This is a genomic window from Pseudomonas sp. IT-P171 (genome assembly GCF_949767765.1).
GTDB classification, from domain to species: Bacteria; Pseudomonadota; Gammaproteobacteria; order Pseudomonadales; family Pseudomonadaceae; genus Aquipseudomonas; species Aquipseudomonas fluorescens_B.
The window spans coordinates 193,510-215,370 of record NZ_CATKQN010000011.1; the positions used below are offsets into that span (position 1 = coordinate 193,510).

Sequence of the window (21,861 nt, forward strand, 5' to 3'; positions counted from 1 at the left end):
CTCGTATGCGGTATCGATGGCGGGAAGCCGAGTGAGTTCAGGCAGGCCAGCCTTGCTCACATAATGGACAAATAGGCCATGAGCAAAACGCCCAGGATTGCAGTAATGACATTAATGCCAGGGCCTGCATTGACGCTGTAACCAAGGGGGATCTCAACGGGCTTGAGGGTCTTGATCACCTTTTTGTATTGCCAGGATGACCAGCAGGCAACCCATGAGCCCAGCATGAGAAAAGCCAGTCCGATCCAGAACGAAAAATGTTGTCCAGGCGGCCCCCAAACGCCCGGCTTTAGCATCTGTAGCAGTAGCCCGGATCGTTCAATCAAAAAGCCAAAGGCCATCAGCGAAAGACTGGTTCGGTTCCACGCCAGCAAGGTTCTCTCAGCAGCAAAGAACACGCGTGGATCGTTCAGGTCGGACATTAAAATCTCCTTGTGCAAACAAGTTTTGAAACTGCTCCGCTCAGGGTAGCCATCTCGACCCGGGGCCTTGTAGTCGTGGCACATAAATAAACGGGTATCGTCGGGCCACTCGAACAACTTTTGAATGGACTGGAAGAGTTTTCGCGCATCGCCACCGGGAAAATCGCATCGGGCAGTGCCGTAATCAGGCATGAACAGCGCATCGCCGACAAAACCGGCATCACCGATTAGATCGGTCATGCAGGACGGTGTATGTCCTGCGGCCAGTGTGCAACGGCTGTCGTTCAGCGACGGTTACAGGTTTTGATGCCCAGCAAGGTGTAGAGAGGGCAGAAACGGAAAATGCCAGTGGCCAGGGGCAACAAACCGATCCAGCCCGCTGATCCCTGCGATACGCCGGTTGGCGACGACGAATAGACTGGCCCCCAGCTCAATCAATGCGCCACCGGCAAGGGATGACCAGGGAGTGAAGTTGAGCCAGTCGACATTAATGAAATTTCTCCGGCGCAAAAAATGTTGATACAGGGGTTGGATGACTGCCAATGCTGCGGGACTGCTGATGGGATAGGACACCTGCTTTCCGTGACTGCAGCGTATGCACATGACTAGATCGCTTTCACCAGCAAGGCCACCGCAACCACCATGGAAACTGCGGCGAAGCCTTTTTGTAAGTGTGGACCCGCTAGCCGTGCCGCGATCAGACGCCCGCCGACCATTCCGACCAATGCTCCAGTGGAAAACGGAATGGCGACTGCCCACTGCAAGTGCCCGGCTGCCGAGCTTGCAGCAACGCCGGAAATTGAAACCAGCGCGATAACGGCCAGTGACGTTGCGAGCACTGACTGCGCGGTCAAATTGGTGTATCGCTGGAGCGCCGGCACCATCACAAAGCCACCGCCCACGCCGAGCAAGCCAGAGAGCCCTCCCGCGACAATGCCAGAGACGGTGAGTGCCCACGCACACGGACCAGTCCAGTTAAGCTTTCCTCGGTTGACGTCCAATAGACAAGGTGGTGGTTTGGATGTGACGGGGGGCTTCGACTCCGTGGAGGGCGCGAGCGATCGTTGATAGACCCGAAACGCAACGTACATCAGCACGAAGGCAAACAGGATCGTCAACGGGCGATTGGGTGTGCGCTGCGCCAGCCAAAGACCAAGGGGAGAACAGACGATCCCCGCGCCTGCAATTAGAAGCGCCGCTTTATAGCGGACGGTGCCGTTTTTGAGGCCCATTACGGCACCCAGGGTCGCGGCTAAACCGACAGCCAGTAAACCAATTGGCCCTGCCTCGGCCATGCTCAAGCCGACTCCGAACACCAGTAATGGAACAGCCAGTATTCCTCCGCCGGCGCCGGTCAGCGCCAGAATGACTCCTACAGTAAGACCGAGCAGTAAGACCACGATCATCCCAGTCTCCTTGCCTTCAGGTCTGATTTCATACGTCAGCCATCTCAGGTTTCGCCATCCACTCATGGCCCCTGAGCATTCCCTTCCAATACAGCGGTGGAAGAATTCGCTCTTTGAGCAGCCATGCCAGCCTCGATGGCCGGGTACCGTCAATCAGCCAGGATGGAAAACTGGGGGCAACCTTGCCGCCATAGGTGAATTCAGCCAGTACGATCTTGCCGCGCTCAACCGTCAGCGGGCAGGAGCCGTAACCGTCGTAATGGGCGCTGCCTTTCGCTTTCCCCATTGCAGCCAACACATTATGGGCAACGACTGGCGCCTGCTTGCGCGCTGCTGCCGCGGTTTTGGCGTTGCTGGAGTTGGTGGCGTCTCCCAGCGCGTGAATATTTGCCCAGGTTTTATGGCGCAGAGTGGCAGGGTCTACATCAATCCAGCCAGCCGCGTCAGCGAGAGGGCTGACCCGAACGAAATCCGGCGCAATTTGCGGCGGCACCACATGAAGTAGATCGAAGTCGCGCGTAACAAGATGGGCGCTGCCATCCGGATTGACGCAGTTGAACGTTGCAGTCCGTGCAGGTCCATTCACGCTGGTGAGTGTGTTGCCGAAATTCAGGTCGATACCATAGGCCGTGACGTATTTCATCAGCGCTGGCACATAATCGGGAACTCCGAACAGCACCGCGCCGGCGCTGCAAAACTCGATCTCGACTTTGTCCAATACACCGGTACGTTTCCAATGATCGGCAGATAGGTACATTGCTTTTTGCGGCGCCCCGGCACATTTGATTGGCATGGGCGGTTGCGTGAAAATGGCCCGGCCACCACGCAGTTGCTGCACCAGTTCCCACGTATAAGGCGCAAGGTGATACAGGTAGTTTGAAGTCACGCCGTTGCGGCCCAGGGTGTCCGACAACCCCTCGATTGCATGCCAATTGAGCTTCAGGCCGGGGCACACGATCAGTTGCTCGTATTTGACGACTCTGCATCCATCAAGAATGACGGCATTTCTCTCGGGTTCGAAAGCGGCGACCGCCGACTTGATCCAATGCACACCGCGGGGGATGGTCGAACCCATCGTGCGGGCAGTTTGGGGTGCATCGAAAACTCCACAGCCGACAAGTGTCCAGCCAGGCTGATAGTAGTGCACATCTGCCGGGTCGATGATGGCAACGTCGAGTCCAGGGTCTCGTGCCAGCAAGCTGGATGCCGTCGCGATACCTGCCGCACCGCCCCCGATGATGACCACTGTATGTTGCGCCTCAGCCACTTCGACCGGCGTGCGCCCTTGATTCACAATCCGGCGAATGACGCCTTTCATATCGAACCCGGCTTTTTTGGCGGACTCGACGATGTGTGGCAGGGATTGTTGGCCCGCTTGTGACAGCGCCCACATCGTTGTCGAGCGCATACCGGAACGGCAATAGGCCAACACCGGTTTTGGCAGTGTTTCAAGGAGCTTGCCGAAGGCAATACCTTGCTCGTCGGTGACTTTGCCTGATTCCGCGGGAAGGTAGTGCGCCTCGATGCCGAGCGCTTGGGCGGCTCGTTTGATTTCGGCAAACAAGGGTTGATCGCCGCCTTCACCATCGGGACGGTTACACACAATGGCGCGAAAACCGGCGTCTTTCAGTTCTGCCAATTGATTGGGAAAAATCTGTTCTGATACCGACAGTCCAGGTGCAAGGCAACGAATGTCCATAAGGGTCTCCGTTAAGGGTATTTTTCTTCTGAGTTTTTTGGGGGGAGGGCAACGTCAGGCGACGTTGAGCGGGATTTTCAGGTAGCGCGTCCCGTTCGCTTCAGGCTCAGGCAAGTGCCCGGCGCGCATGTTGACCTGAACGGATGGCAGGATCAGCGTCGGCATGTCCATCGATGCATCACGCTTGGTGCGCATCGCCACGAACTCCTCCTCACTGATGCCATTACGCACATGAACGTTGTGCGCGCGCTGGTCGGCAACGGTACTGACGTACTGCACCTCGCGGCCACCAGGCTGGTAGTCGTGGCACATGTACAGCAGGGTATTGGCCGGCAGACCCAACACCTTGTTGATTGACTGGAACAACGTCCGCGCATTGCCGCCTGGAAAGTCACAGCGTGCAGTACCGTAGTCCGGCATAAACAAGGTATCGCCGACGAATGCAGCCGTTTCGGTCCCATCGCTGATCACATAAGTCATACAGGCCGGTGTGTGGCCCGGTGTATGAAGTGCGTGGCATTGCAGCGTGCCAATGGCAAACGGCTCGTCATTAACGAACAGGTGATCGAACTGGCTTCCGTCGCGGGGCATCTCGCCACCAGTATTGAACAGCGTGCCAAACACCTCTTGCACCGTCGAAATCTGACTACCGATCCCTATTTTTCCACCGAGTTTTTCCTTCAGGTATGGCGCGGCCGTCAGGTGGTCCGCGTGGACGTGGGTCTCGAGAATCCAGTCGACCGTAGCATTGAGTTCGTTCACCCTCGCAATCAATTTGTCGGCAGACGTTGTGGCGGTGTGGCCGGATTTAGGGTCGTAATCAAGTACGCTGTCGATTAAAGCGCAGTGGTGGGTGGCTTCATCCAACACAAGATAGCTGACGGTATTGGTGGCAGAATCGAAGAATCCTTCGACGTGAAGTTTTACGCTCATGACCTGTCTCCTTAGGGGGCTTTTACCAAGCCGCTCACACTAAGGACTGACATAGCAATAAGTCTGCCAGGCTCGGCCTGCACAAAAATATGTTGTTATCTATTTGATTTTATTCGGTTTAATTTTCTAAATGTGGTTTGAGCTTTTCTGCATCTGCCTCGATTCACTGCCATTGGCAGTGCTTGTTGACAGGGGTGGCAGTGCCACGACAGGATGGATGGATTCTTAGGAGCCGAGATGAAGACTATCCTGCCTACCCCAACCCATTCACTCCCGCACCCGGATCAAGTGCAGTCACTGGTTTCGTTTCTTGAGCACGAACCCCAGCCGATGATCGTGCTTGATCCGGACTACAACATCCTGGCAGCCAACACTGCCTATCAGCGGCAGTTTGGCAGCACTGACAAACCCTTTATCGGACATAAGTGTTATCAAATCTCACACCATTACGATGTGCCTTGTGATCAGGCGGGTGAGAATTGTCCGATGAAAAAGGCGCAGGAAATGCGCGGACCGGATCGTGTTTTGCACATTCACCACACGCCTCGCGGTCCAGAGCATGTCGACGTCGAATTGCGCCCGATTCTAGACGAACACGGTGTTATTACTGCCTACGTGGAGCGTCTCACCCTGGTCCGCAGTGCATCAGCACGACCCAGCAACGAAGGGTTGGTCGGCCGTTCACCAGCCTTTAATCGGGCGCTGTCAGAGCTGCAGCGGGTGGCACCATCAATGCTGCCAGTGCTGCTGCTAGGCGAGTCCGGTACGGGCAAAGAGCTGTTCGCCCGTGCCGTACATGAGACCAGCGAGCGGGCCACTGGACCCTTTGTCGTCGTTGATTGCTCTGGATTGACCGAAACGTTATTTGAGAGCGAACTGTTCGGCCATGAAAAAGGAGCATTCACCGGTGCCACCACGCGTAAGCCTGGCTTGGTTGAAACAGCCCAAGGCGGCACGTTGTTTCTCGATGAAATTGGCGATGTTCCACTGGCAATGCAAGTGAAGTTGTTGCGCCTGATCGAATCGGGCACTTATCGCCGTGTCGGGAGTGTCGAGACCCTTCACGCTAACTTCAGGTTAATTGCTGCGACCCACAAACCACTGGAAAAAATGATGGAGAAAGGCGAGTTCAGGCAGGACCTGTACTACCGCATCAGCGCCTTTCCCATTCAGTTACCGCCCTTGCGCAACCGGGTTGAGGACATTGGTTTGCTTGTGAATTCATTTCTTCAACGTGCCGGTACAGGCAAACGCCGACTGACGATAGATGCAGATGCTCTGATGCAATTGCAGCGGTTTTCCTGGCCCGGCAATATCCGTGAATTACGCAATGTTCTGGAAAGAGCCAGTCTGTTCGCTGACGATGGGGTGATCCGCTCCATACATTTGCCCCAGGTATCCGTGGGGGCGTCTGCTCAGGCCTCTACTTCAACTGCTATCGACGGCAGCTCGCTGGCACAGGAACTGGCGACTTTCAAAGGTACCCGCAGTGAGCTGGCCAGGCACCTGGGTATTAGCGAACGGACTTTGTATCGACGATTGAAAGAACAAGGTCTGGCCTAGTAGTAAGTGCTCAAGTCACAAGACTGCCAATGACTGCCAGCCCTGGCAGATTGGCAGCGCACTGGCCTCTCGCGCATCACCGGCTTGCTGATTAAGTGACTGTTTTAAAACGAGAAAATCAATCTTCTTGCCCTTGGCATGCCATGTGCTAACTGCATAGCCATGACCATTTCCGACAAACGACTTCGACGCCATCTGCTCACGGCAGTAGTGATCAAACTACTGGTGCTGACAGTGTTGTGGTGGCTGTTCATCCGGGATTCGCGCGTTAGCGTCGACTCGAACACCATCGGCGACAGGTTCGGTGTACCCACCTCGACTCAAGGGGCAAGCAAGTGATTTCAGAACACCTGGTGGATTTGTCTCGGCTGCAGTTTGCAGCCACTGCGCTTTACCACTTTCTTTTTGTACCGCTGACGGTTGGCATGGTTTGGCTGCTGGTCATCATGGAAAGTGTCTATGTGATGACCGGTCATGTCATCTGGAAAGACATGACGCGTTTCTGGGGCAAGCTGTTCGGCATCAACTTCGCCTTGGGGGTGACTACGGGCATCACCCTGGAGTTTCAGTTCGGTACCAACTGGGCGTATTACTCGCACTACGTCGGCGATATCTTCGGAGCCCCACTGGCAATCGAAGGCATGATGGCGTTCTTTCTTGAATCGACCATGATCGGACTGTTCTTCTTTGGTTGGGATCGTCTGAAGAAAGAGCACCATTTGCTGGTCACGCTGCTGATGGCGATTGGTACAAACCTTTCGGCGTTGTGGATTTTGATCGCCAATGGATGGATGCAGAACCCGGTGGGTTCAGAGTTCAGTTACATCACCATGCGTATGGAGATGGTTGATTTTTGGGCGGTGGTTTTCAATCCAGTGGCGCAGGCCAAGTTTGTCCACACTGTCTCAGCCGGTTACGTCACCGGCTCGATGTTTGTGCTGTCGATTTCCAGTTGGTATTTGCTCAAGAATCGTGATGTCGAGTTTGCCAAACGTAGCTTCCGGGTGGCGGCAGCCTTTGGCCTGGCATCGGTGCTGAGTGTGATCGTATTGGGTGATGAGTCTGGTTACACGGTGGGTGAGGCACAGCAAACCAAAATGGCAGCCATGGAGGCCATGTGGGAAACGAAGCCTGCACCGGCAGGCCTGACGTTGGTGGCCAGTATTAATGAAGCCGAGTCCAAGAATAACTGGGAGGTTGAAGTGCCTTGGCTGATGGGCTTGATTGGCACACGATCAGTCAGCAAGCAAATTCCAGGCATTCATGAGATTAAAGAAAAGAACCGCGCTCGAATTCTCCGAGGCATTACCGCCGTCAATGCTCTTGAAGCCGTCAGGGCCAATCGCACCGATTCAGCAGCGCTCAAGACATTCGAAGAATACAAAGCCGATCTGGGCTTTGGCTTGCTGCTCAAGAAGTATGTCGAGGACGTCAACCAGGCAACGCCGGCCATTATCGAAATGGCTGTAAACGATACTGTCCCACGGGTGACGCCTATGTTCTGGGCGTTCCGGATCATGGTAGGCCTTGGTTTTGCCATGCTAATGCTCTTCGGCCTTGCCTTCTGGAGCACCCTGAAGTCGACCTGCACGCGCCGCCGCTGGTTACTGCGTTGGGCGCTCTGCATGCTGCCTGCGCCATGGATTGCCTGTGAGCTGGGCTGGTTCGTCGCTGAGTACGGCCGCCAGCCCTGGACCATATACGGCGTGCTGCCGACCCACATGAGCGTATCCACGCTTAGCGTCAACAACCTCTATGGCTCGCTGGCAGGATTCATCGTTTTCTACACCGTGCTGCTGGTGGTTGAAATGTTCCTGATGATCAAGTTTGCCCGTCAAGGTCCAGGCAGCCTCGGTACCGGCCGTTATGTTCACGATGCCCATTTGAAGGAACTCCTCCATGCTTGATTACTTCACCCTGAAAATTATCTGGTGGGCGCTGGTCGGTGTACTGCTGATCGGCTTCGCCATCATGGACGGCCACGATATGGGGGTTGGCACGCTGCTGCCTTTTGTTGGCCGCAATGACATGGAGCGTCGCGTCGTTATCAATACCGTCGGTCCGCATTGGGATGGAAATCAGGTCTGGTTCATCACTGCGGGCGGCGCGTTGTTCGCGGCATGGCCAGTGGTGTATGCCACGGCATTCAGCGGGTTCTATTGGGCGATGATTCTGGTCCTCTGGGCGTTGTTCTTCCGCCCCGTGGGTTTTGACTATCGCAGCAAGATCCACAACTCCACCTGGCGCAGCACCTGGGACTGGGGACTCTTTGTGGGTGGGGCAGTGCCGCCCCTGGTGTTCGGGATCGCGTTTGGCAACCTGCTGCAAGGTGTACCGTTCCACTTCAACGACCTTCTGGTATCGACTTATACCGGCAGTTTCTGGCAACTGCTGAATCCCTTTGCACTTCTGACCGGCGTTGTGAGTAGTGCAATGATCACCTTACAGGGCGGTGCTTATCTGGCGCATCGCACGGAAGGTGTTATCCAGGCGAGGGCAATCAAAGGCGCTGTTGGCGCGGCGATTGTGCTGGTGTGCTCATTCACCTTTGCCGGTATCTGGTTGCAATCCATCGATGGTTATCGCATCACGTCAATCGTTGATACCGCCGGACTACCCGATATTCTCAACAAGTCCGTAGTGCGCGAAGCGGGCGCGTGGATGGCCAACTATGGTCACTTTCCTTTGTTGTGGCTGTTGCCCGTACTGGGATTGGTAGGCGCTGCAGGTGCCGCCATGTTGCTGATGATGCGTCGCACACTTTCGGCGTTTGTTGCCTCATCGCTCGCGGTGATCGCAGTGATCAGCACGGCGGGCGTGTCGATGTTTCCATTCATCATGCCGTCATCAACAGTGCCTGCGGCAAGCCTTACTGTGTGGGACAGCGTCTCCAGTCATTTAAGCCTGGCCATCATGTTCTGGGCCACGTTGATCTTCATGCCACTGATCGTGATTTACACCTCGTGGGCGTATCGCGTTATGCGGGGCAAGGTCACCGTTGCACAGATCAAAGCCAACGAACATTCAGCCTACTAGTGCCGGCAAAGGAGTAATAAACATGTGGTATTTCGCCTGGATGCTGGGAGTCGGTTTTGCATTGCTACTGGCTATATTGAATGCGATGTGGGGCGAGAACGAAGCTGGCCGAGCCTTGAGCGACAACGACGAGACACTGTCATGATGCCGCGTGTCGCTAACGCTCAGCCAACCTCACACATTCATGTACTGAGTTTGGTTATCGCTTTAGCGATCATGCTCGCTTGTACGCTCTATCCCCCCATGATGGCCGCCCCCGATGGGAAAGCTGACCATGGCCTGGCTACTGCATTGTTCGCAACTATGAGTGTGGCCTTTGTGAGAGGTGTGGGTTTTGTCCCGCGGATGCTCGTCTGGCGGTGGCTTTTCTCCGGCTGGACCTGCTTTGCGTTACTTGCAGTGGCTGGTTGGGTAAAGTTTCTACATTGAGAACTGGCGACAAGAAATGACGCAGCATTACCAAGCTATGACGTGACGGCATTCGCGCAGTCAGTGATAGCTTGGTTTCGTCTGAACTGACTCATTCAGTACCTTGGCCGATTGTCACTCCGTTCACCTTTTGCCCATAGAGATTGACCCCATCATTTGCGTGAAATTTTAACCGGGTCTGCTCGACAGAGCCGGCAATCATCCTTGGGTCTTTTGGTCGTTCGTGGCTGTTCATATAGGCTGCAACGTGCCACGCCTCATCGGAAGAGAGCGTTCCGCCCTGACCTAACGGCATATTCGATTTTATGAAGCCGGCAGCGGTATTGATTCGATGCATTCCCGCACCCCAGTTGAATGAGTCTTTACCCCAAAGTGGTGGAAACACATAGTCGCTTCCTGCTTTCTGACCTTCGCCTTCAGCTCCGTGGCATACAGAACACTGCTTGGCGTAGATAGCCTTTCCCTTGGCGAGATCAAAACCTCCGGCAGGTTCAGGAATCTCGGGATAAGAACGTCCGGGCAGTTCCTGTCCTGTAGGTGCACCCGTTGCGAGCCAGTATGAGTATGCGGTTAGAGCTGCTATGACTTGACTGTCCGCTGGAGGCGGTTTTCCGTTCATGCTGAACTGAAAACATCCTTGTAGACGCTCAGCGTAGGTGTTGACCTTGTCGTTCTTTTTTCGATAAGCGGGGTACATTGTGTAAGCTCCCCAAAGAGGAGCAGAGTCAGCTTTTCTTCCCTGTTCCAAATGGCAGTTGGTGCAATTTAATCCGTTTCCTACGAACTCGGATGCATTGGCTTTCGTATCTACAAAGATCGCGTGGCCTTGCTGGACTAATCGACCAAAAGCATTGTCGGGTAGCGTCTCCTCTGCGGGAGGGAGAAATGTGGGAGGCTTATTCTGAGTTGGATTCGTGCTTTTGGGTGATGCGGTTGATTCTGCAATTTCAGTAGCACAAGCCATCGATATAATATTGAAAGTGATAAGTGCAGCGATGATGGATTTCATGGCTAGCCTCTATTTACTGAGCTCAGCAAAATATTGGGAAACAGCCTCGACCTCGGTATCCGTGAGCGAGCGTGCAATATGTCCCATGAGATCGTCTGGATCATTTTTTCGAGTTTTCTGCCGCCAAGCATTCAGTTGTGATGTGAGGTATTGAGCCGACTGGCCTGAGATCGGGGGAAAGGAGGCGCCGACTCCGATACCACTTGGACCATGGCACGCCACGCACTCGGGAATGTTCCGATCCCATGCGCCTCTCAAGGCCAGGATTTCCCCTGGTCCTTTCGCCACGTGCGCGCGGTTCACTGGTTTTACTGCCGGACTTGGCATCTTGGCGAGCATCACTGCGAGTGCATTCGACTCGTCTTCACTCAATGCCTGAGCGATTGGTTGCATTATTGGATTAGCTCTAGAGCCAGAGCGAAAATCAGTGATCTGCTTCGTCAGATATTCAGCAGGTAGGCCTGCAAGCCTTGGAAAACCAGCCGCAGGCATACCCAGGCCGTCTGCACCATGACAGGTTGAGCAGGCTATGACCCCTGGATTAGAGCCTCCTTGGGTGAATATTTTTTGTGCGTCCGCTGCAAAAGAGGGTGTCGTAAATGCACCGGATAAAATAAAAACTAATACCCATCGTGAGATTTCCATCGGGTAGCCTCATTGTTATTTTTTTATAACACGGGTTTCGATTAATTAGGTTAGTCGTAATGTAGGCGGATGTTATGACTTCTTTTTTGCCCATGACGCGTTGACGCCAACACCGCATTAATCACTTGCTGATACACGACCGATCCACCTCTGCAGGGCTTCTTGACTCGTGTAATCAGGTGCGGAAGCGAATGGTAAAAATTGACCACTTTGCAATCTTGAAAAATTCGTACATCACCCCGTACATGTTTCCTGCTCCAAATAAAAAAAGCGCCACTCAATGAGTGGCGCTTTTTTTTGCGCGTGTTTTATGGAATCGGAAAACGCGATGCCGCTGTCTGGAGGTTTCTTGCGGCGCTGGTCTGCGCGATTTGACGTAAACGGTGATACACGCAACATCACTCAATAAGCGGCGGCCGGTAAGCCCGCAACTCCAAAATCGCGGGAGCATCAGAAGTGACGGTTAACTCAACGACATGATGTGTATTGGGAAGGCTGGTTGCCAGTACATGACGCTGCTGCACCGAGCCATTTGGCAAGACAGTTGCCAGTTCGTCTCCGCAGGCGAATCGACGCTCCCATTGAAAGCTTTGTTCCTCCGCGAGACCTTTACCCGATACCGTCTTGGCATGGGAAAGATTCCAGGCATCCGGCTGTATGGTTACGTTTCCCGAGAGCGAGTTGAAAACGTCCTTGCTCGAGCCGCTTCCGTCTGCTCCTGTACGAGCGCTCTCGATTTCAAAGTCGAAGACTTCTTGCGAGATGTCGAGATGGCGTACCCGAAGCGTCCAAACATCCGCTTCGTGGTAAGTGGGACGTACATTGACTTTTTTCAGGGCCGGCCAATCCGGAACGTTAGGCAAACGTGTCACTCGGCTGGTCTGCCAACAGCCGTCGAGTTCGCCAGGGTCCTTTCCGTCGATTTTGATATCTACTTTTCCGTCCAGGGGGCCCGCGGCAATGAGTTCGGCGCGATTGCCGTCAAATTCATATCGAGTCTTTTCGCCCGGCACCGGCGGAGTAAAACTCCGAACCTGGCCGGCAGTGTTCGGCCCATTATTTTGAGGAAGATCCGCAAGCTCCTCCAGCCATGAGGTAAACAGGTGAGCCATAACGGTCCACCCCTTGGCGTTAGGATGCGGTGGATCGGCGAGAAGATCAGTTGATTGAAGATTATTTTCCTGCAAATAGGTATTCCAGCGCTGGCGGCGCGGTTCCAGCGCAAGGTCATATTTCGCCGCCATGGCAGGCTCCCAGACGCCGGACATGAACTCTTCCCAGTTTTTTTGCTTGAACCAGAAATGGCCCTCACAGCCCTCGAGCGGCGCCCATCGAAGGTGAAGGCCTGGGTCACACAGGGGTTCAAGCGGAATGACGACGTGGTCGCTTTGAATGATGATGTCGGAAGCCGTTTTTGAACGAAGGATCCGTATAATTCGTTCGTAGGCACGGTGATCGCCATAAACGTGAAAAACAATCAGGTCGGGATAGGTTTCCTCCACGTCGCGGGCGACCGCCTGTTCCAACAGAACGGCGTTCCACCCGCCCAAAGCGAGGTTGCGGTATTCGAACGCCACGTTTGGATATTTGGCTCGCAGCGCCGCAATAGCCAGGTCGGTCCATTTCGGCGAACTGATTGACTGTCCATAGAAAAGAATTTTCAGGACCTGCGGCTTCTCTGCAGTTGCTGAACGAATAATTGACAATGAACGGCCAATCGCTTGACCGGGATCGGGAGGAGCGGGCTCTGCGGATACCTGCAGACAGCAACTTGTAAGCATTAGGCTGAAGATGAGGACACGATTGACTTTCCGCCACATCAAAACACCACATGTTAGAAAGTTAATCGGTCACATCACCTGCGAGAGTGCTGCAAGACATCCCGTCACAGGAGTGTATCGGACAGCACTGCTAGCGCCAGGATGCGTTGGAATGTGGGATCTCTGCCGGGCTCGGTGGAATCCGGGCACCGCCCAGCAGGGCGGCATCGAGTTCGGACAGGGGCGCGGAGCTCACGGAAATTCCCTCGGGAGAGTCAGTATCAATCGCAAGAGCTTAGCCGCTGTCGATGCGTTGCGGCAGGTCACGATTGAGTGGACCGCATCGAGCACATCAGAAAGCAACGCTGAGGTCACCGTGAAGCCAATGTAGTTCTGTCTTCAGGCATAAACATCGGCAAGCGCTGCAACATCCAGTTCAGCAACTCCTGAGCCGGCGCGGCCAGAGGTCGGCCGGACTTCACCACCAGTTTCGCCTCAACCCCCAGAAACAGCGGATGGTCGATCGATACCGCCGCCAGGCTGCCCTTGGCGATTTCCCGATAGGCCGCGAATTCGCCGAGCAATGAAGCGAAGTCTCCGGAGGCCACCATGCGCTTGAGCGCAGCGAGAGAGTTGCTGACCAGTGCCGGTCGGATGTCGATCTTTTCGGCGTACTCGAGCATTTTTATCGCGTGACCGATTCCGAATGAGGTGGGCGTCAACACCAGTTGGCAGGTGAGTATCTCCTCGATGGATACCGGTCCGCCTCTCAATGCCAACGGATGATCGGGTCGGACCAGCAGCATCACCGGCTGCGATGACGTCGCGCGATAATCGATGTGCGAATGCAGAGGGGGGTTGTAGGCAAGGCCGATATGCGCACGGTTTTCGGCGACTTCATTCAGCACGTCGTCCACGGGCAGGATGTCCAGCCTGACATCAAGCTTGGGGTACTGTTTGCAAAACGGTGCGAGCACGTTGTCCACCAGTGCATCGACATACCCCTCGCTGATCACCACTCGAACATGGCCCTGCTGTAGGCCTTTGATCGCCTGGAGCTGGTCTTCGAGCTTCTCCTGATGTGAGCGATAACCTCGCCAGAACTCCAGCAAGTGCGCCGCGGCCTCGGTGGGCTGGACACCACGGGCCTGACGCTCGAACAGCTTCGCCCCCAATTCCTCTTCCAGCAGCTTGATCTGGCGCGTGATCACCGAGGGCGACGTATTGATGCTGTCCGCTGCACCGCGAATCGAGCCGTGGACCAGCACCTCGTGAAAATACCGCAACCGTTGTTGGTTGATCTCGCGCATGCAGGGCTCCGTAAATGGGTGTGTGTTGCCTGTAGAGCAACGATACACGAACTTAGTTGCTCTTGCTGGGGCTGAGGTGTCGGTGCAACATTCTTTGGCAAGAACGCAGACCCACAAGAATAATCGGAGAGTCGCATGTCAACCTTTTCAGCACCGGCAGGCAGTGATGCCACTTCCGCCCTTTACCGCAAGCTCAATTGGCGGCTGCTGCCGCTCCTGTTCATTTGCTACGTCTTTGCGTATCTGGACCGGATCAACGTCGGCTTTGCCAAGCTGCAGATGCAACATGATCTCGGACTTTCCGATGCGGCCTACGGTGCGGGCGCAGGGATTTTCTTTCTGGGGTATGTGCTGTTCGAGTTGCCGAGCAACTTGATGTTGCCGAAGGTGGGCGCGCGAAAAACCTTCAGCCGCATTCTGGTGTGTTGGGGCATCACTTCGGCTTGCATGCTGTTCGTGCGTAACGTGCCGATGTTTTATGCGATGCGTTTTCTGCTGGGTGTATTCGAAGCCGGTTTCGCGCCGGGCATGATCTATTACCTGTCCTGCTGGTATGGCCCGAAGCGTATGGCGCGGGCCATTGCGATTGTGTTCATCGCCGGCCCCATTGGCGGGATTGTGGGCGGTCCACTGTCAGCCTGGTTGATCACCACGTTTGAGGGCGTTGGCGGCATGGCCGGGTGGCAGTGGATGTTCTTGATTGAAGGCCTGCCTTGCGTGTTTCTTGGCATTCTGACCTATTTCATTCTGTCGAATCGGCCCTCGGAAGCCCGTTGGCTGAGTGGCGAAGAAAGAAAACTGCTGGAGAGTGAACTCGGTGCATCGACGGGACACGTCCATTCATTCCGGGCGGTGTTGCGCGACCCGAAAATCTACGTCCTGGCGTCAGCCTATTTCTGCATCATCTTTTCGATCTACGCGATGAGTTTCTGGCTGCCAGCCATCCTCAAGGCCCAGGGCGTCAACGACACCATGCAGCTGGGTTGGTATGCCGCGATTCCCTACGTCGCAGCGGCATGCGGCATGTACTGGATAGGGCGCCGGTCCGACCGGGTCGGTGAAAGACGCTATCACTGCGCAATCCCTGCGGGCATTGGCGCAATCCTGCTGCTCATGTACCCCTTTGCCGACGGTCACCTGATGGCGTCGCTGGTCCTGCTGACCCTGGCAACCGCCATGATGTTCATGGCCTACACCGTGCTATGGGCAATGCCGTCCGAACACATCAAGGGCGATGCGGCGGCGGGCGGTATCGCCTTGATTAACACCATCGGTCTGTCCGGCGGCTTCTGGGGACCGGCGGTGATTGGCTGGGCAAAAACGGCAACCGGCAGCGCCAATCTCGGCATCGTCATTGTGGGCTGCGTGTTCCTGTGCGCAGCATTCGTGATTCTTTCCACCAAACCGCGCGCCCGTGATAGCTCGGTTTCTGAATTCAGTGCGGGTTGATCAACCGCCTTCCCCTTGATCAATCGAGTTCCGAAAGGAACCCTTTTAAAGAGAGAACCCACATGCTTTTACACCTATCGACCTGGGCCGAGATCGGGCAATTCCTTGAACGCAGCCGCACCATCGTGATCCCGATCGGCTCCAACGAACAACACGGTCCGACCGGTCTTCTTGGGACCGACTGGATGTGTCCCGAAATCATTGCACGCGAAGCGCAGAATTCAGCAGACATCCTGATCGCTCCGACCTTCAACATCGGCATGGCGCAACACCATCTTGGTTTCCCCGGGACCATTTCACTTCGCCCGTCGACGTTCATCGCGGCGATTGGCGACTGGGTACGTTCGCTGGCCGCTCACGGGTTCGAGAAAATCCTTTTCCTCAATGGCCACGGCGGCAACGTTGCCTCCATTGAAGCGGCGTTCTCGGAGCTCTACGCCGAAGCCAGCTTCGCACGACGCCCTGCAGGGTTCGCGCTGAAGTTGTGCAACTGGTGGGATCTGGAAGGGGTAGGTGATCTTGCGCGAGATCAATTCCCTACGGGCCACGGCATTCATGCCACGCCTTCGGAAATTGCCGTCACCCAATGGGCTTACCCGGACGCCATCAAGTCCGCCCAGTACTCGCCGCAGATCGCGCCGTGGGGGCCTATCCGCGAAGCGCTCGATTTCCGCGCACGTCATCCGGATGGCCGCATGGGGTCGGATCCGTCCCTGGCCAGCCCGGATAAAGGCCGCGAACTGGTAATGCTGGCAGCACAGAGCCTGGTGCAGGAACTCGATGCCTTCAGCCGCGAATCGATTCCCGGTTAACCCATCGGATTCAGACTTTTCAACTTGACCAGCGCCCGGAAGTTCCGGGCGTTGGCACATCCTGTTCGAGGAAATCCCATGATTGAACGCGACGTTTATACCCGCCTGAAAGACCTCGGTATCGAGTTACCTACCACCGGCGCTCCCGCCGCTGCCTATGTGATGAGTGCGCAGAGTGGCAATGTCGTTTACCTGTCCGGCCATATTGCGAAAAAGGAAGGCAACGTCTGGGCTGGAAAACTGGGCGAAACGCTGACGACAGAGGAGGGCTATGCGGCCGCGCGTTCGACGGCCATCGACTTGCTGGCGACGCTGCAGGCTCACGTTGGTGATCTGAATCGGGTCGTGCGGATAGTCAAAGTGCTGAGCCTGGTGAATTCAACTTCCCGTTTCACCGAGCAGCACCTGGTCACTAACGGCGCCTCGGAGCTGTTTGCCGAGGTGTTCGGCGATCAGGGAAAACACGCACGCTCGGCATTCGGTGTGGCTCAGATTCCGTTGGGGGCTTGTGTCGAAATAGAGATGACCGTCGAAGTCCGTTGAAGATCGGCTAACGGTGAAAGGTGGTGTGTGGGGGCGAGGCCATTCGCCCCCACAGTCCGTAATAGAGCTTAGAACAGCGTCCAGGTGTAACTGACGATCAACCGGTTCTCGTTGATATCCGTGCGGTAGTTGGAGCGCGCCATCGCGTTGCGCACTCGCACGCCAAGGCCTTTCAGCGGGGCGGACTGAAAGGTGTAGCTGAGGTCCAGGTCACGCTCCCAATCTTTGCCCTCATAACCCATCCCGGTCTTCACATTGTCGCCGGTGACATAGCGCGTGCTCGCTAGCAGCCCAGGCACACCGAGGGCCGCGAAGTCATAGTCGTAACGCAGTTGAAAGGAGCGCTCATGGGTGGAGACGAACTCGTAGGTCGGCAGTTCGTTGCCAAGTGCACTGACATTGAGAAACACGCGAGGAAAGGGGCTGTCGCCGTACATGCCTTGGTAACCGGCATAGAACGTGTGACCACCAAGTTTGGCCGATAGCAACGAGAAGAAGGCCTGGTTGTCGACCTTGCCCACCCGTTTGCGACCTGCTTCCTTGGCGTCGTAATAACCCAGATTGGCCCCCAGCACCCAACTTCCCACCGGCACACTGTGTTTTAAACCAAAGAAGTCCTGCTCATAGATATCCTCCAGTCGGGAGTGCCAGGCACTCACGGTGGTGCGATTACTGTTGAACGCGTAGTCGCCGCCCACGTAGTTGAAGGCATCGCTCGACACCTGGCGTTGCGGCTTGTTACCCAGCAAGGCCTGCAGTTTGCTCTCGCCGGCCTCGTTGCGCAGGGTCGTAGAAGTCAGGTGCCCGGCTTGCAGTGTCAGGCCGGGGATTTCACTGCTGGTAATGCTCGCGCCTTGATAGGCAGGGGGGAGCAGGCGGATATCGCTGAAAACCAGCGAAGGAATATTGGGTTGCAGTTCACCGACCTTCAGTTCCGTTTTGGAAACGCGCATCTTGGCCGCCAACCCGAGGCGGCCATAGTTGTCAGCGGCACGGCCGTCGTCCTTCACCGGTAATAACCCCGAGTTGACCCGGTCCGGACTGCTGTCAAGCTTGATGCCGAACTTGGCGGTGGCATCCAGGCCAAATCCCACGAGCCCGGGCGTGTAACCGGACTTGAAGTTGAGGATGAAGCCTTGCGCCCACTCCTGGGCCATCGATTTTTCCGAACCTCTGATGTCGGAGAAGTCTCTGCTGAAAAAATAGTTTCGGGTTGTCAGCGTTGCAGTGGACTGCTCAACGAACCCGCTGTCGGCGGCGTGGGCGAGGTTGGCGCCAGCTCCTGTGAAGAACAGCACACACAGTTTGCCTCGATCTTTTGTCATATTTTGACTCTTGTTTTTATTAGACATGACTCCGCCGTAGACGCTCTTTCGAGGGCCTTGCGAGTAGGACGGGGGAGGTAGGGACAGCCGTCAGCGTGCGGCTTTTGATGTTGCTGCGGTGTCGAGAGCGATGCTCGCTCCATTGGCCAATGGCAGCAAGAGCAACTTTATTCAGACATCGTTGCTCTGGAGGCAACGATGGTGCGAAGGCATGAAAAGGCTGCTATCAGAAAAGGCGGAACAAAAGATGGACCCGCCAGAGCGGCGGGTCCGACAGTGGATCAGAGTTTCGGCAATTGCCCGATGCGCCCCATCATTTCGGTCACGATCTGCAGGTCCAGCAGGAACTGGTCGACGGTCTTGAACTCGTTGTCGGTGTGGCCGGTGTATTTGACCTCGGGCCGGGCCAGGCCGAACTGCACGCCATTGGGCAATTCATGAACCGAGGTGGCGCCGGCGGAGGTGCCGTACTCGTGTTTCATGCCAAGGTTTTCGCTGGCCACGGCCAGTAGGGCCTTGACCCATTCACCCTCAGGGTTGCGGTACATCGGCTCGGCAATCGAATAATCGAAAGTCGCTGCAACGCGGGACTTCTTGCTCCAGGCGCCAATTTTGTCGGCGATTTCGGCCTTGAGCGCTTCCGGGGACTTGCCCTTTGGCACGCGCAGGTTGACCGCAAGCTTGAAGGCTTTTTCATCCATCCCGACAAACGTCAGGGACGTGGTCAGCGGGCCCATGAAGGCATCGGAGAAACCGACTCCCAGTTTGCCTCCGAGGTAATCCAGGCCCCAGTTGTCAGCGGCGTAGCGGGCGGCGTCGGTGATGTGGTTGTGCTTGAGCGCGACCTTGCCGTCGAGGCCATTGATAAAGACCAGCATCCTGGAAACCGGGTTGACGCCTGACTCCGGCTCGGAGGAGTGGGCGGAAACGCCGGTGACCGTCAGCTTGACGTCCTTGCCGTCAACCTTGGCGTTCACGCTGAAATTGCCGCCATTGCGCTTGGCAAACTCAGCACCGGCCTTCTGCAGGCTTTTGGCCAATTCGGCAGGCTTGTCACTCAGCAGCGTGACGACCGAAGCCGACGGGATCTGGTTAGTGGCCAGGCCGCCAGTCATCGAGACGATTTCAGCGCCTTTGCCGTCCGCCTTGCGCTTGGGGAAATTGGCCATGACGGTGCCGTAGCCTTTTTCGGCAATCACCACCGGGTAGCCGCCATCGAGCGCCAGGTTGTAGTTGGGTGTCGGGTTGTGTTCGAAGTAGTACGGGATGGCGTCGCCGGAGGTTTCCTCGGTGGTGTCGACCAACAGCTTGAAATTCCTCGCCAGCGGCAGCTTCTCTTCCTTGATCACTTTCATGGCGTAGAGCGCTACCACGATGCCGTTCTTGTCATCCTCGGTGCCCCGGCCATACATGCGGTCGCCGATCAGGGTGACCTTGAACGGATCGAGTTTGGTCCCGTCTTCCAGAACCCAGTTCTCCGGTGTCACGGGCACCACGTCGGCGTGGGCGTGAATGCCGACCACTTCATCGCCGGTGCCCTCGAGGGAGATCTCATAGACGCGGTTGTCGATGTTGCGGAAGTTAAGGTTGAAGGCCTGGGCAAGGCTCTTGATCTTGTCGGCGATCTTGATGAATTCAGGGTTGTCGTGCTGGGCAACGCCGTCGACGTTGAAGGTCGGGATGGCCACCAGCTCACGCAGCGTCTCGGTGGCGGCGCTGCCGTACTTCACCCGCGCATAGAGCCCCAGCAGGCGATGAATTTCGTTCTGCTGGTCGGCAGAAAGGGACTTGTTGTCCAGGAAGGCGCTGATTGCTGCGCCCAGGCCATCGGTTTTGGCCAGGTCGGTCTTGGCCAGGCCTGTCAGGAACTGCCTGAAATCGGTGGCCGATGCGTCACTGAACGTCTTGAGGATGGTCGCGCTCTGTTCCGGGGTAATGTTGGCGTGCGCGGCCGTGGTGAACGATGAAAGGCTGGCCAACATCAGGGTTGTTGCGGCCAGGTGCTTGAGTGAGAAGTCCATTGCTATGGGCATTCCTTTGCAGGGAGTGAGTTAGAAGTGTCTGATTAATGAAACAAAACGTTTCCAACCTACCACCACGGCGGCGCAACAGGGGAGCCCTGAAGCGGGATCTGTCGCACAGCCATGCAAAAGCGGCGCAGATATGAAAAAGAAACTCGGGGCCGTTTTCGTGACGAGTTTTACAAGATGTGTGCAAATTAAAAATTGGTTTGAGATGTTATAGGGTAACAATATAAGGTGCGCGGCAATCTGTTCTGCGGGACATGTTTATCCAACCCTTGTTGCGAAACCTCCATGACCATTGCGCCTCCTCGTTCTACCGGCACGGCCGTCGGCCGGCTCCTTTCCATCGATGCATTGAGAGGCATGGTGATTCTGTTCATGCTGCTCGACCACGTCCGCGAAACCTTTTTCCTGCATCGACAGGTGTCCGATCCCATGGACATTGCCTCGACCGAACCCGCGCTGTTTTTCAGCCGCACACTCGCCCATCTGTGTGCGCCGGTCTTCGTGCTGCTCACCGGTCTGTCGGCCTGGCTCTACGGTGAGAAATACGCCGGCAAGGCTGACGTTTGCAGTTTTCTGTTCAAGCGCGGTCTGTTTCTGGTGGTGCTTGAGTTCACTCTGGTGAACTTTGCCTGGACGTTCCAGTTTCCGCCGACGGTGATCTACCTGCAGGTGATTTGGGCCATTGGCCTGAGCATGATTGCGCTGTCGTTATTGGTCTGGCTACCGCGTCCGGTGTTGCTGTTCCTGAGCCTGGCGATCATCGCCGGCCACAACCTGCTGGACGCTCTGCACTTTCCTGTCGAGTCGGCAATGCACGTGCCTTGGGCGATTCTCCATGATCGCGGCTGGATCGAACTGGCCGAAGGGTTTCGGTTGCGCACGTCCTATCCGGTGCTGCCGTGGATTGGCGTGATCGGCCTGGGATATGCCATGGGACCGTGGTTCGGGCGCACGGCGGACGCCAGGGTGCGTCAACGCCTGCTGCTGGTCGGTGGTGTCACCGGGCTGGCGGGATTCGTTGCGTTGCGGCTATTCAACGGTTATGGCGAAAAGGCCTGGAGCGTGGGCGAGACGTCCCTGCAAACGCTGATGAGTTTTTTCAACATCACCAAATACCCACCGTCGCTGCTGTTTGTTGCACTGACTGTCAGCGCTGGGTGCTTGCTGCTTCTGTGGTTTGAGCGTGTGCAGAAGCGCCAGTGGCTGCGTCCGTTGACGGTGTTCGGGTCGGCACCGATGTTCTTCTATCTGTTGCACCTGTACGCGCTGAAGGTTTTGTATGTCATCGCTGTCGCGCTGTTCGGCTTGAACCAGGGGGCGTGGTTTGGTTTCACGTCGATAGGTGCGGTCTGGCTGGTGGCAATCTTGCTGGCGATTGCGCTTTATCGCCCGGTCAGTTGGTTCTCGTTGTTGAAGGCTCGACGTCGAGACATCGCCTGGCTCAAGTATCTCTGATGACGGCATTTGTGCACTTTTATAAAGCCGTGCTG

19 protein-coding genes and 3 pseudogenes are annotated in these 21,861 nt (G+C 56.0%); 10 read left to right on the forward strand and 12 right to left on the reverse strand.

What is annotated here, in order from left to right; translation table 11 throughout:
- Positions 1-56: 56 nt before the first annotated feature.
- From ACM6I5_RS09380 to ACM6I5_RS09405, 6 genes and pseudogenes are all read right to left on the reverse strand, one after another.
- Positions 57-683 (reverse strand): annotated as a pseudogene (locus ACM6I5_RS09380) (DUF202 domain-containing protein); the annotation flags it as partial.
- A 23-nt stretch (positions 684-706) separates the two neighbouring features.
- Positions 707-808: pseudogene (locus ACM6I5_RS09385) on the reverse strand (DUF2892 domain-containing protein); the annotation flags it as partial.
- Positions 795-914, reverse strand: a pseudogene (locus tag ACM6I5_RS09390) (YeeE/YedE family protein); the annotation flags it as partial. The pseudogenes ACM6I5_RS09385 and ACM6I5_RS09390, both read right to left, overlap by 14 nt.
- A gap of 113 nt (positions 915-1,027) precedes the next feature.
- Positions 1,028-1,828, reverse strand: a complete 801-nt coding sequence (locus ACM6I5_RS09395; protein WP_017339124.1) for a sulfite exporter TauE/SafE family protein — start codon at positions 1,826-1,828, stop codon at positions 1,028-1,030.
- A gap of 28 nt (positions 1,829-1,856) precedes the next feature.
- Positions 1,857-3,527, reverse strand: a complete 1,671-nt coding sequence (locus ACM6I5_RS09400) for a TIGR01244 family sulfur transferase (RefSeq protein WP_414883677.1) — start codon at positions 3,525-3,527, stop codon at positions 1,857-1,859.
- A gap of 54 nt (positions 3,528-3,581) precedes the next feature.
- The gene (locus tag ACM6I5_RS09405; RefSeq protein ID WP_017339122.1) at positions 3,582-4,460 is read right to left on the reverse strand and encodes an MBL fold metallo-hydrolase; all 879 of its coding nucleotides are present in this window, start codon (positions 4,458-4,460) and stop codon (positions 3,582-3,584) included.
- Between the two features lie 237 nt (positions 4,461-4,697).
- Between ACM6I5_RS09405 and ACM6I5_RS09410 the strand changes: the two genes are divergently transcribed.
- From ACM6I5_RS09410 to ACM6I5_RS09435, 6 genes are all read left to right on the forward strand, one after another.
- A complete protein-coding gene (locus ACM6I5_RS09410) occupies positions 4,698-6,023 on the forward strand; it encodes a sigma-54 interaction domain-containing protein (RefSeq protein ID WP_414883678.1) in 1,326 nt (441 codons plus the stop codon).
- 162 nt (positions 6,024-6,185) lie between these two features.
- A complete protein-coding gene (cydP, locus tag ACM6I5_RS09415) occupies positions 6,186-6,362 on the forward strand; it encodes a cytochrome oxidase putative small subunit CydP (RefSeq protein ID WP_338012305.1) in 177 nt (58 codons plus the stop codon).
- Entirely contained in the window at positions 6,359-7,930 is a 1,572-nt protein-coding gene (locus ACM6I5_RS09420; RefSeq protein ID WP_017339120.1) for a cytochrome ubiquinol oxidase subunit I, read from the forward strand. Before cydP ends, ACM6I5_RS09420 begins: the two co-directional genes overlap by 4 nt.
- Complete coding sequence (gene cydB / locus ACM6I5_RS09425; RefSeq protein WP_017339119.1) at positions 7,923-9,059, forward strand: cytochrome d ubiquinol oxidase subunit II; 1,137 nt, start codon at positions 7,923-7,925, stop codon at positions 9,057-9,059. The genes ACM6I5_RS09420 and cydB overlap by 8 nt, the downstream gene beginning before the upstream one ends.
- Positions 9,060-9,081: 22 nt before the next feature.
- The gene (cydX, locus tag ACM6I5_RS09430; RefSeq protein ID WP_090185398.1) at positions 9,082-9,204 is read left to right on the forward strand and encodes a cytochrome bd-I oxidase subunit CydX; all 123 of its coding nucleotides are present in this window, start codon (positions 9,082-9,084) and stop codon (positions 9,202-9,204) included.
- Entirely contained in the window at positions 9,204-9,488 is a 285-nt protein-coding gene (locus ACM6I5_RS09435) for a cyd operon YbgE family protein (RefSeq protein ID WP_414883953.1), read from the forward strand. Before cydX ends, ACM6I5_RS09435 begins: the two co-directional genes overlap by 1 nt.
- Positions 9,489-9,579: 91 nt before the next feature.
- Here ACM6I5_RS09435 and ACM6I5_RS09440 read toward each other — a convergent pair whose 3' ends face one another.
- The 4 genes from ACM6I5_RS09440 to ACM6I5_RS09455 all read right to left on the reverse strand — a co-directional run bounded on the left by ACM6I5_RS09440 (position 9,580) and on the right by ACM6I5_RS09455 (position 14,212).
- Positions 9,580-10,497 (reverse strand): c-type cytochrome, encoded by a 918-nt coding sequence (locus ACM6I5_RS09440; RefSeq protein WP_414883679.1) that lies wholly within the window; start codon positions 10,495-10,497, stop codon positions 9,580-9,582.
- Positions 10,498-10,506: 9 nt separating this feature from the next.
- Complete coding sequence (locus ACM6I5_RS09445; protein WP_414883680.1) at positions 10,507-11,142, reverse strand: c-type cytochrome; 636 nt, start codon at positions 11,140-11,142, stop codon at positions 10,507-10,509.
- 398 nt (positions 11,143-11,540) lie between these two features.
- Positions 11,541-12,962 carry an SGNH/GDSL hydrolase family protein gene (locus ACM6I5_RS09450; RefSeq protein ID WP_414883681.1) on the reverse strand — a complete coding sequence of 474 codons (1,422 nt, stop codon included), beginning with the start codon at positions 12,960-12,962 and terminating at the stop codon, positions 11,541-11,543.
- Between the two features lie 311 nt (positions 12,963-13,273).
- Complete coding sequence (locus ACM6I5_RS09455; protein ID WP_414883682.1) at positions 13,274-14,212, reverse strand: LysR family transcriptional regulator; 939 nt, start codon at positions 14,210-14,212, stop codon at positions 13,274-13,276.
- Positions 14,213-14,347: 135 nt separating this feature from the next.
- Here ACM6I5_RS09455 and ACM6I5_RS09460 point away from each other — a divergent pair, with 135 nt between their 5' ends.
- The 3 genes from ACM6I5_RS09460 to ACM6I5_RS09470 all read left to right on the forward strand — a co-directional run bounded on the left by ACM6I5_RS09460 (position 14,348) and on the right by ACM6I5_RS09470 (position 17,016).
- Positions 14,348-15,661 (forward strand): MFS transporter, encoded by a 1,314-nt coding sequence (locus ACM6I5_RS09460; RefSeq protein ID WP_414883683.1) that lies wholly within the window; start codon positions 14,348-14,350, stop codon positions 15,659-15,661.
- A gap of 62 nt (positions 15,662-15,723) precedes the next feature.
- A complete protein-coding gene (locus tag ACM6I5_RS09465) occupies positions 15,724-16,473 on the forward strand; it encodes a creatininase family protein (protein ID WP_017339110.1) in 750 nt (249 codons plus the stop codon).
- Between the two features lie 78 nt (positions 16,474-16,551).
- Entirely contained in the window at positions 16,552-17,016 is a 465-nt protein-coding gene (locus ACM6I5_RS09470) for a RidA family protein (RefSeq protein WP_017339109.1), read from the forward strand.
- Between the two features lie 68 nt (positions 17,017-17,084).
- On the opposite strand, the gene ACM6I5_RS09475 is transcribed toward ACM6I5_RS09470, so the two are convergent.
- Complete coding sequence (locus ACM6I5_RS09475) at positions 17,085-18,341, reverse strand: OprD family porin (RefSeq protein ID WP_414883684.1); 1,257 nt, start codon at positions 18,339-18,341, stop codon at positions 17,085-17,087.
- 281 nt (positions 18,342-18,622) lie between these two features.
- Entirely contained in the window at positions 18,623-20,362 is a 1,740-nt protein-coding gene (locus tag ACM6I5_RS09480; RefSeq protein ID WP_414879736.1) for a dipeptidase, read from the reverse strand.
- A 294-nt stretch (positions 20,363-20,656) separates the two neighbouring features.
- Between ACM6I5_RS09480 and ACM6I5_RS09485 the strand changes: the two genes are divergently transcribed.
- A complete protein-coding gene (locus tag ACM6I5_RS09485; protein ID WP_414883685.1) occupies positions 20,657-21,826 on the forward strand; it encodes a DUF1624 domain-containing protein in 1,170 nt (389 codons plus the stop codon).
- Positions 21,827-21,861: the final 35 nt, after the last annotated feature.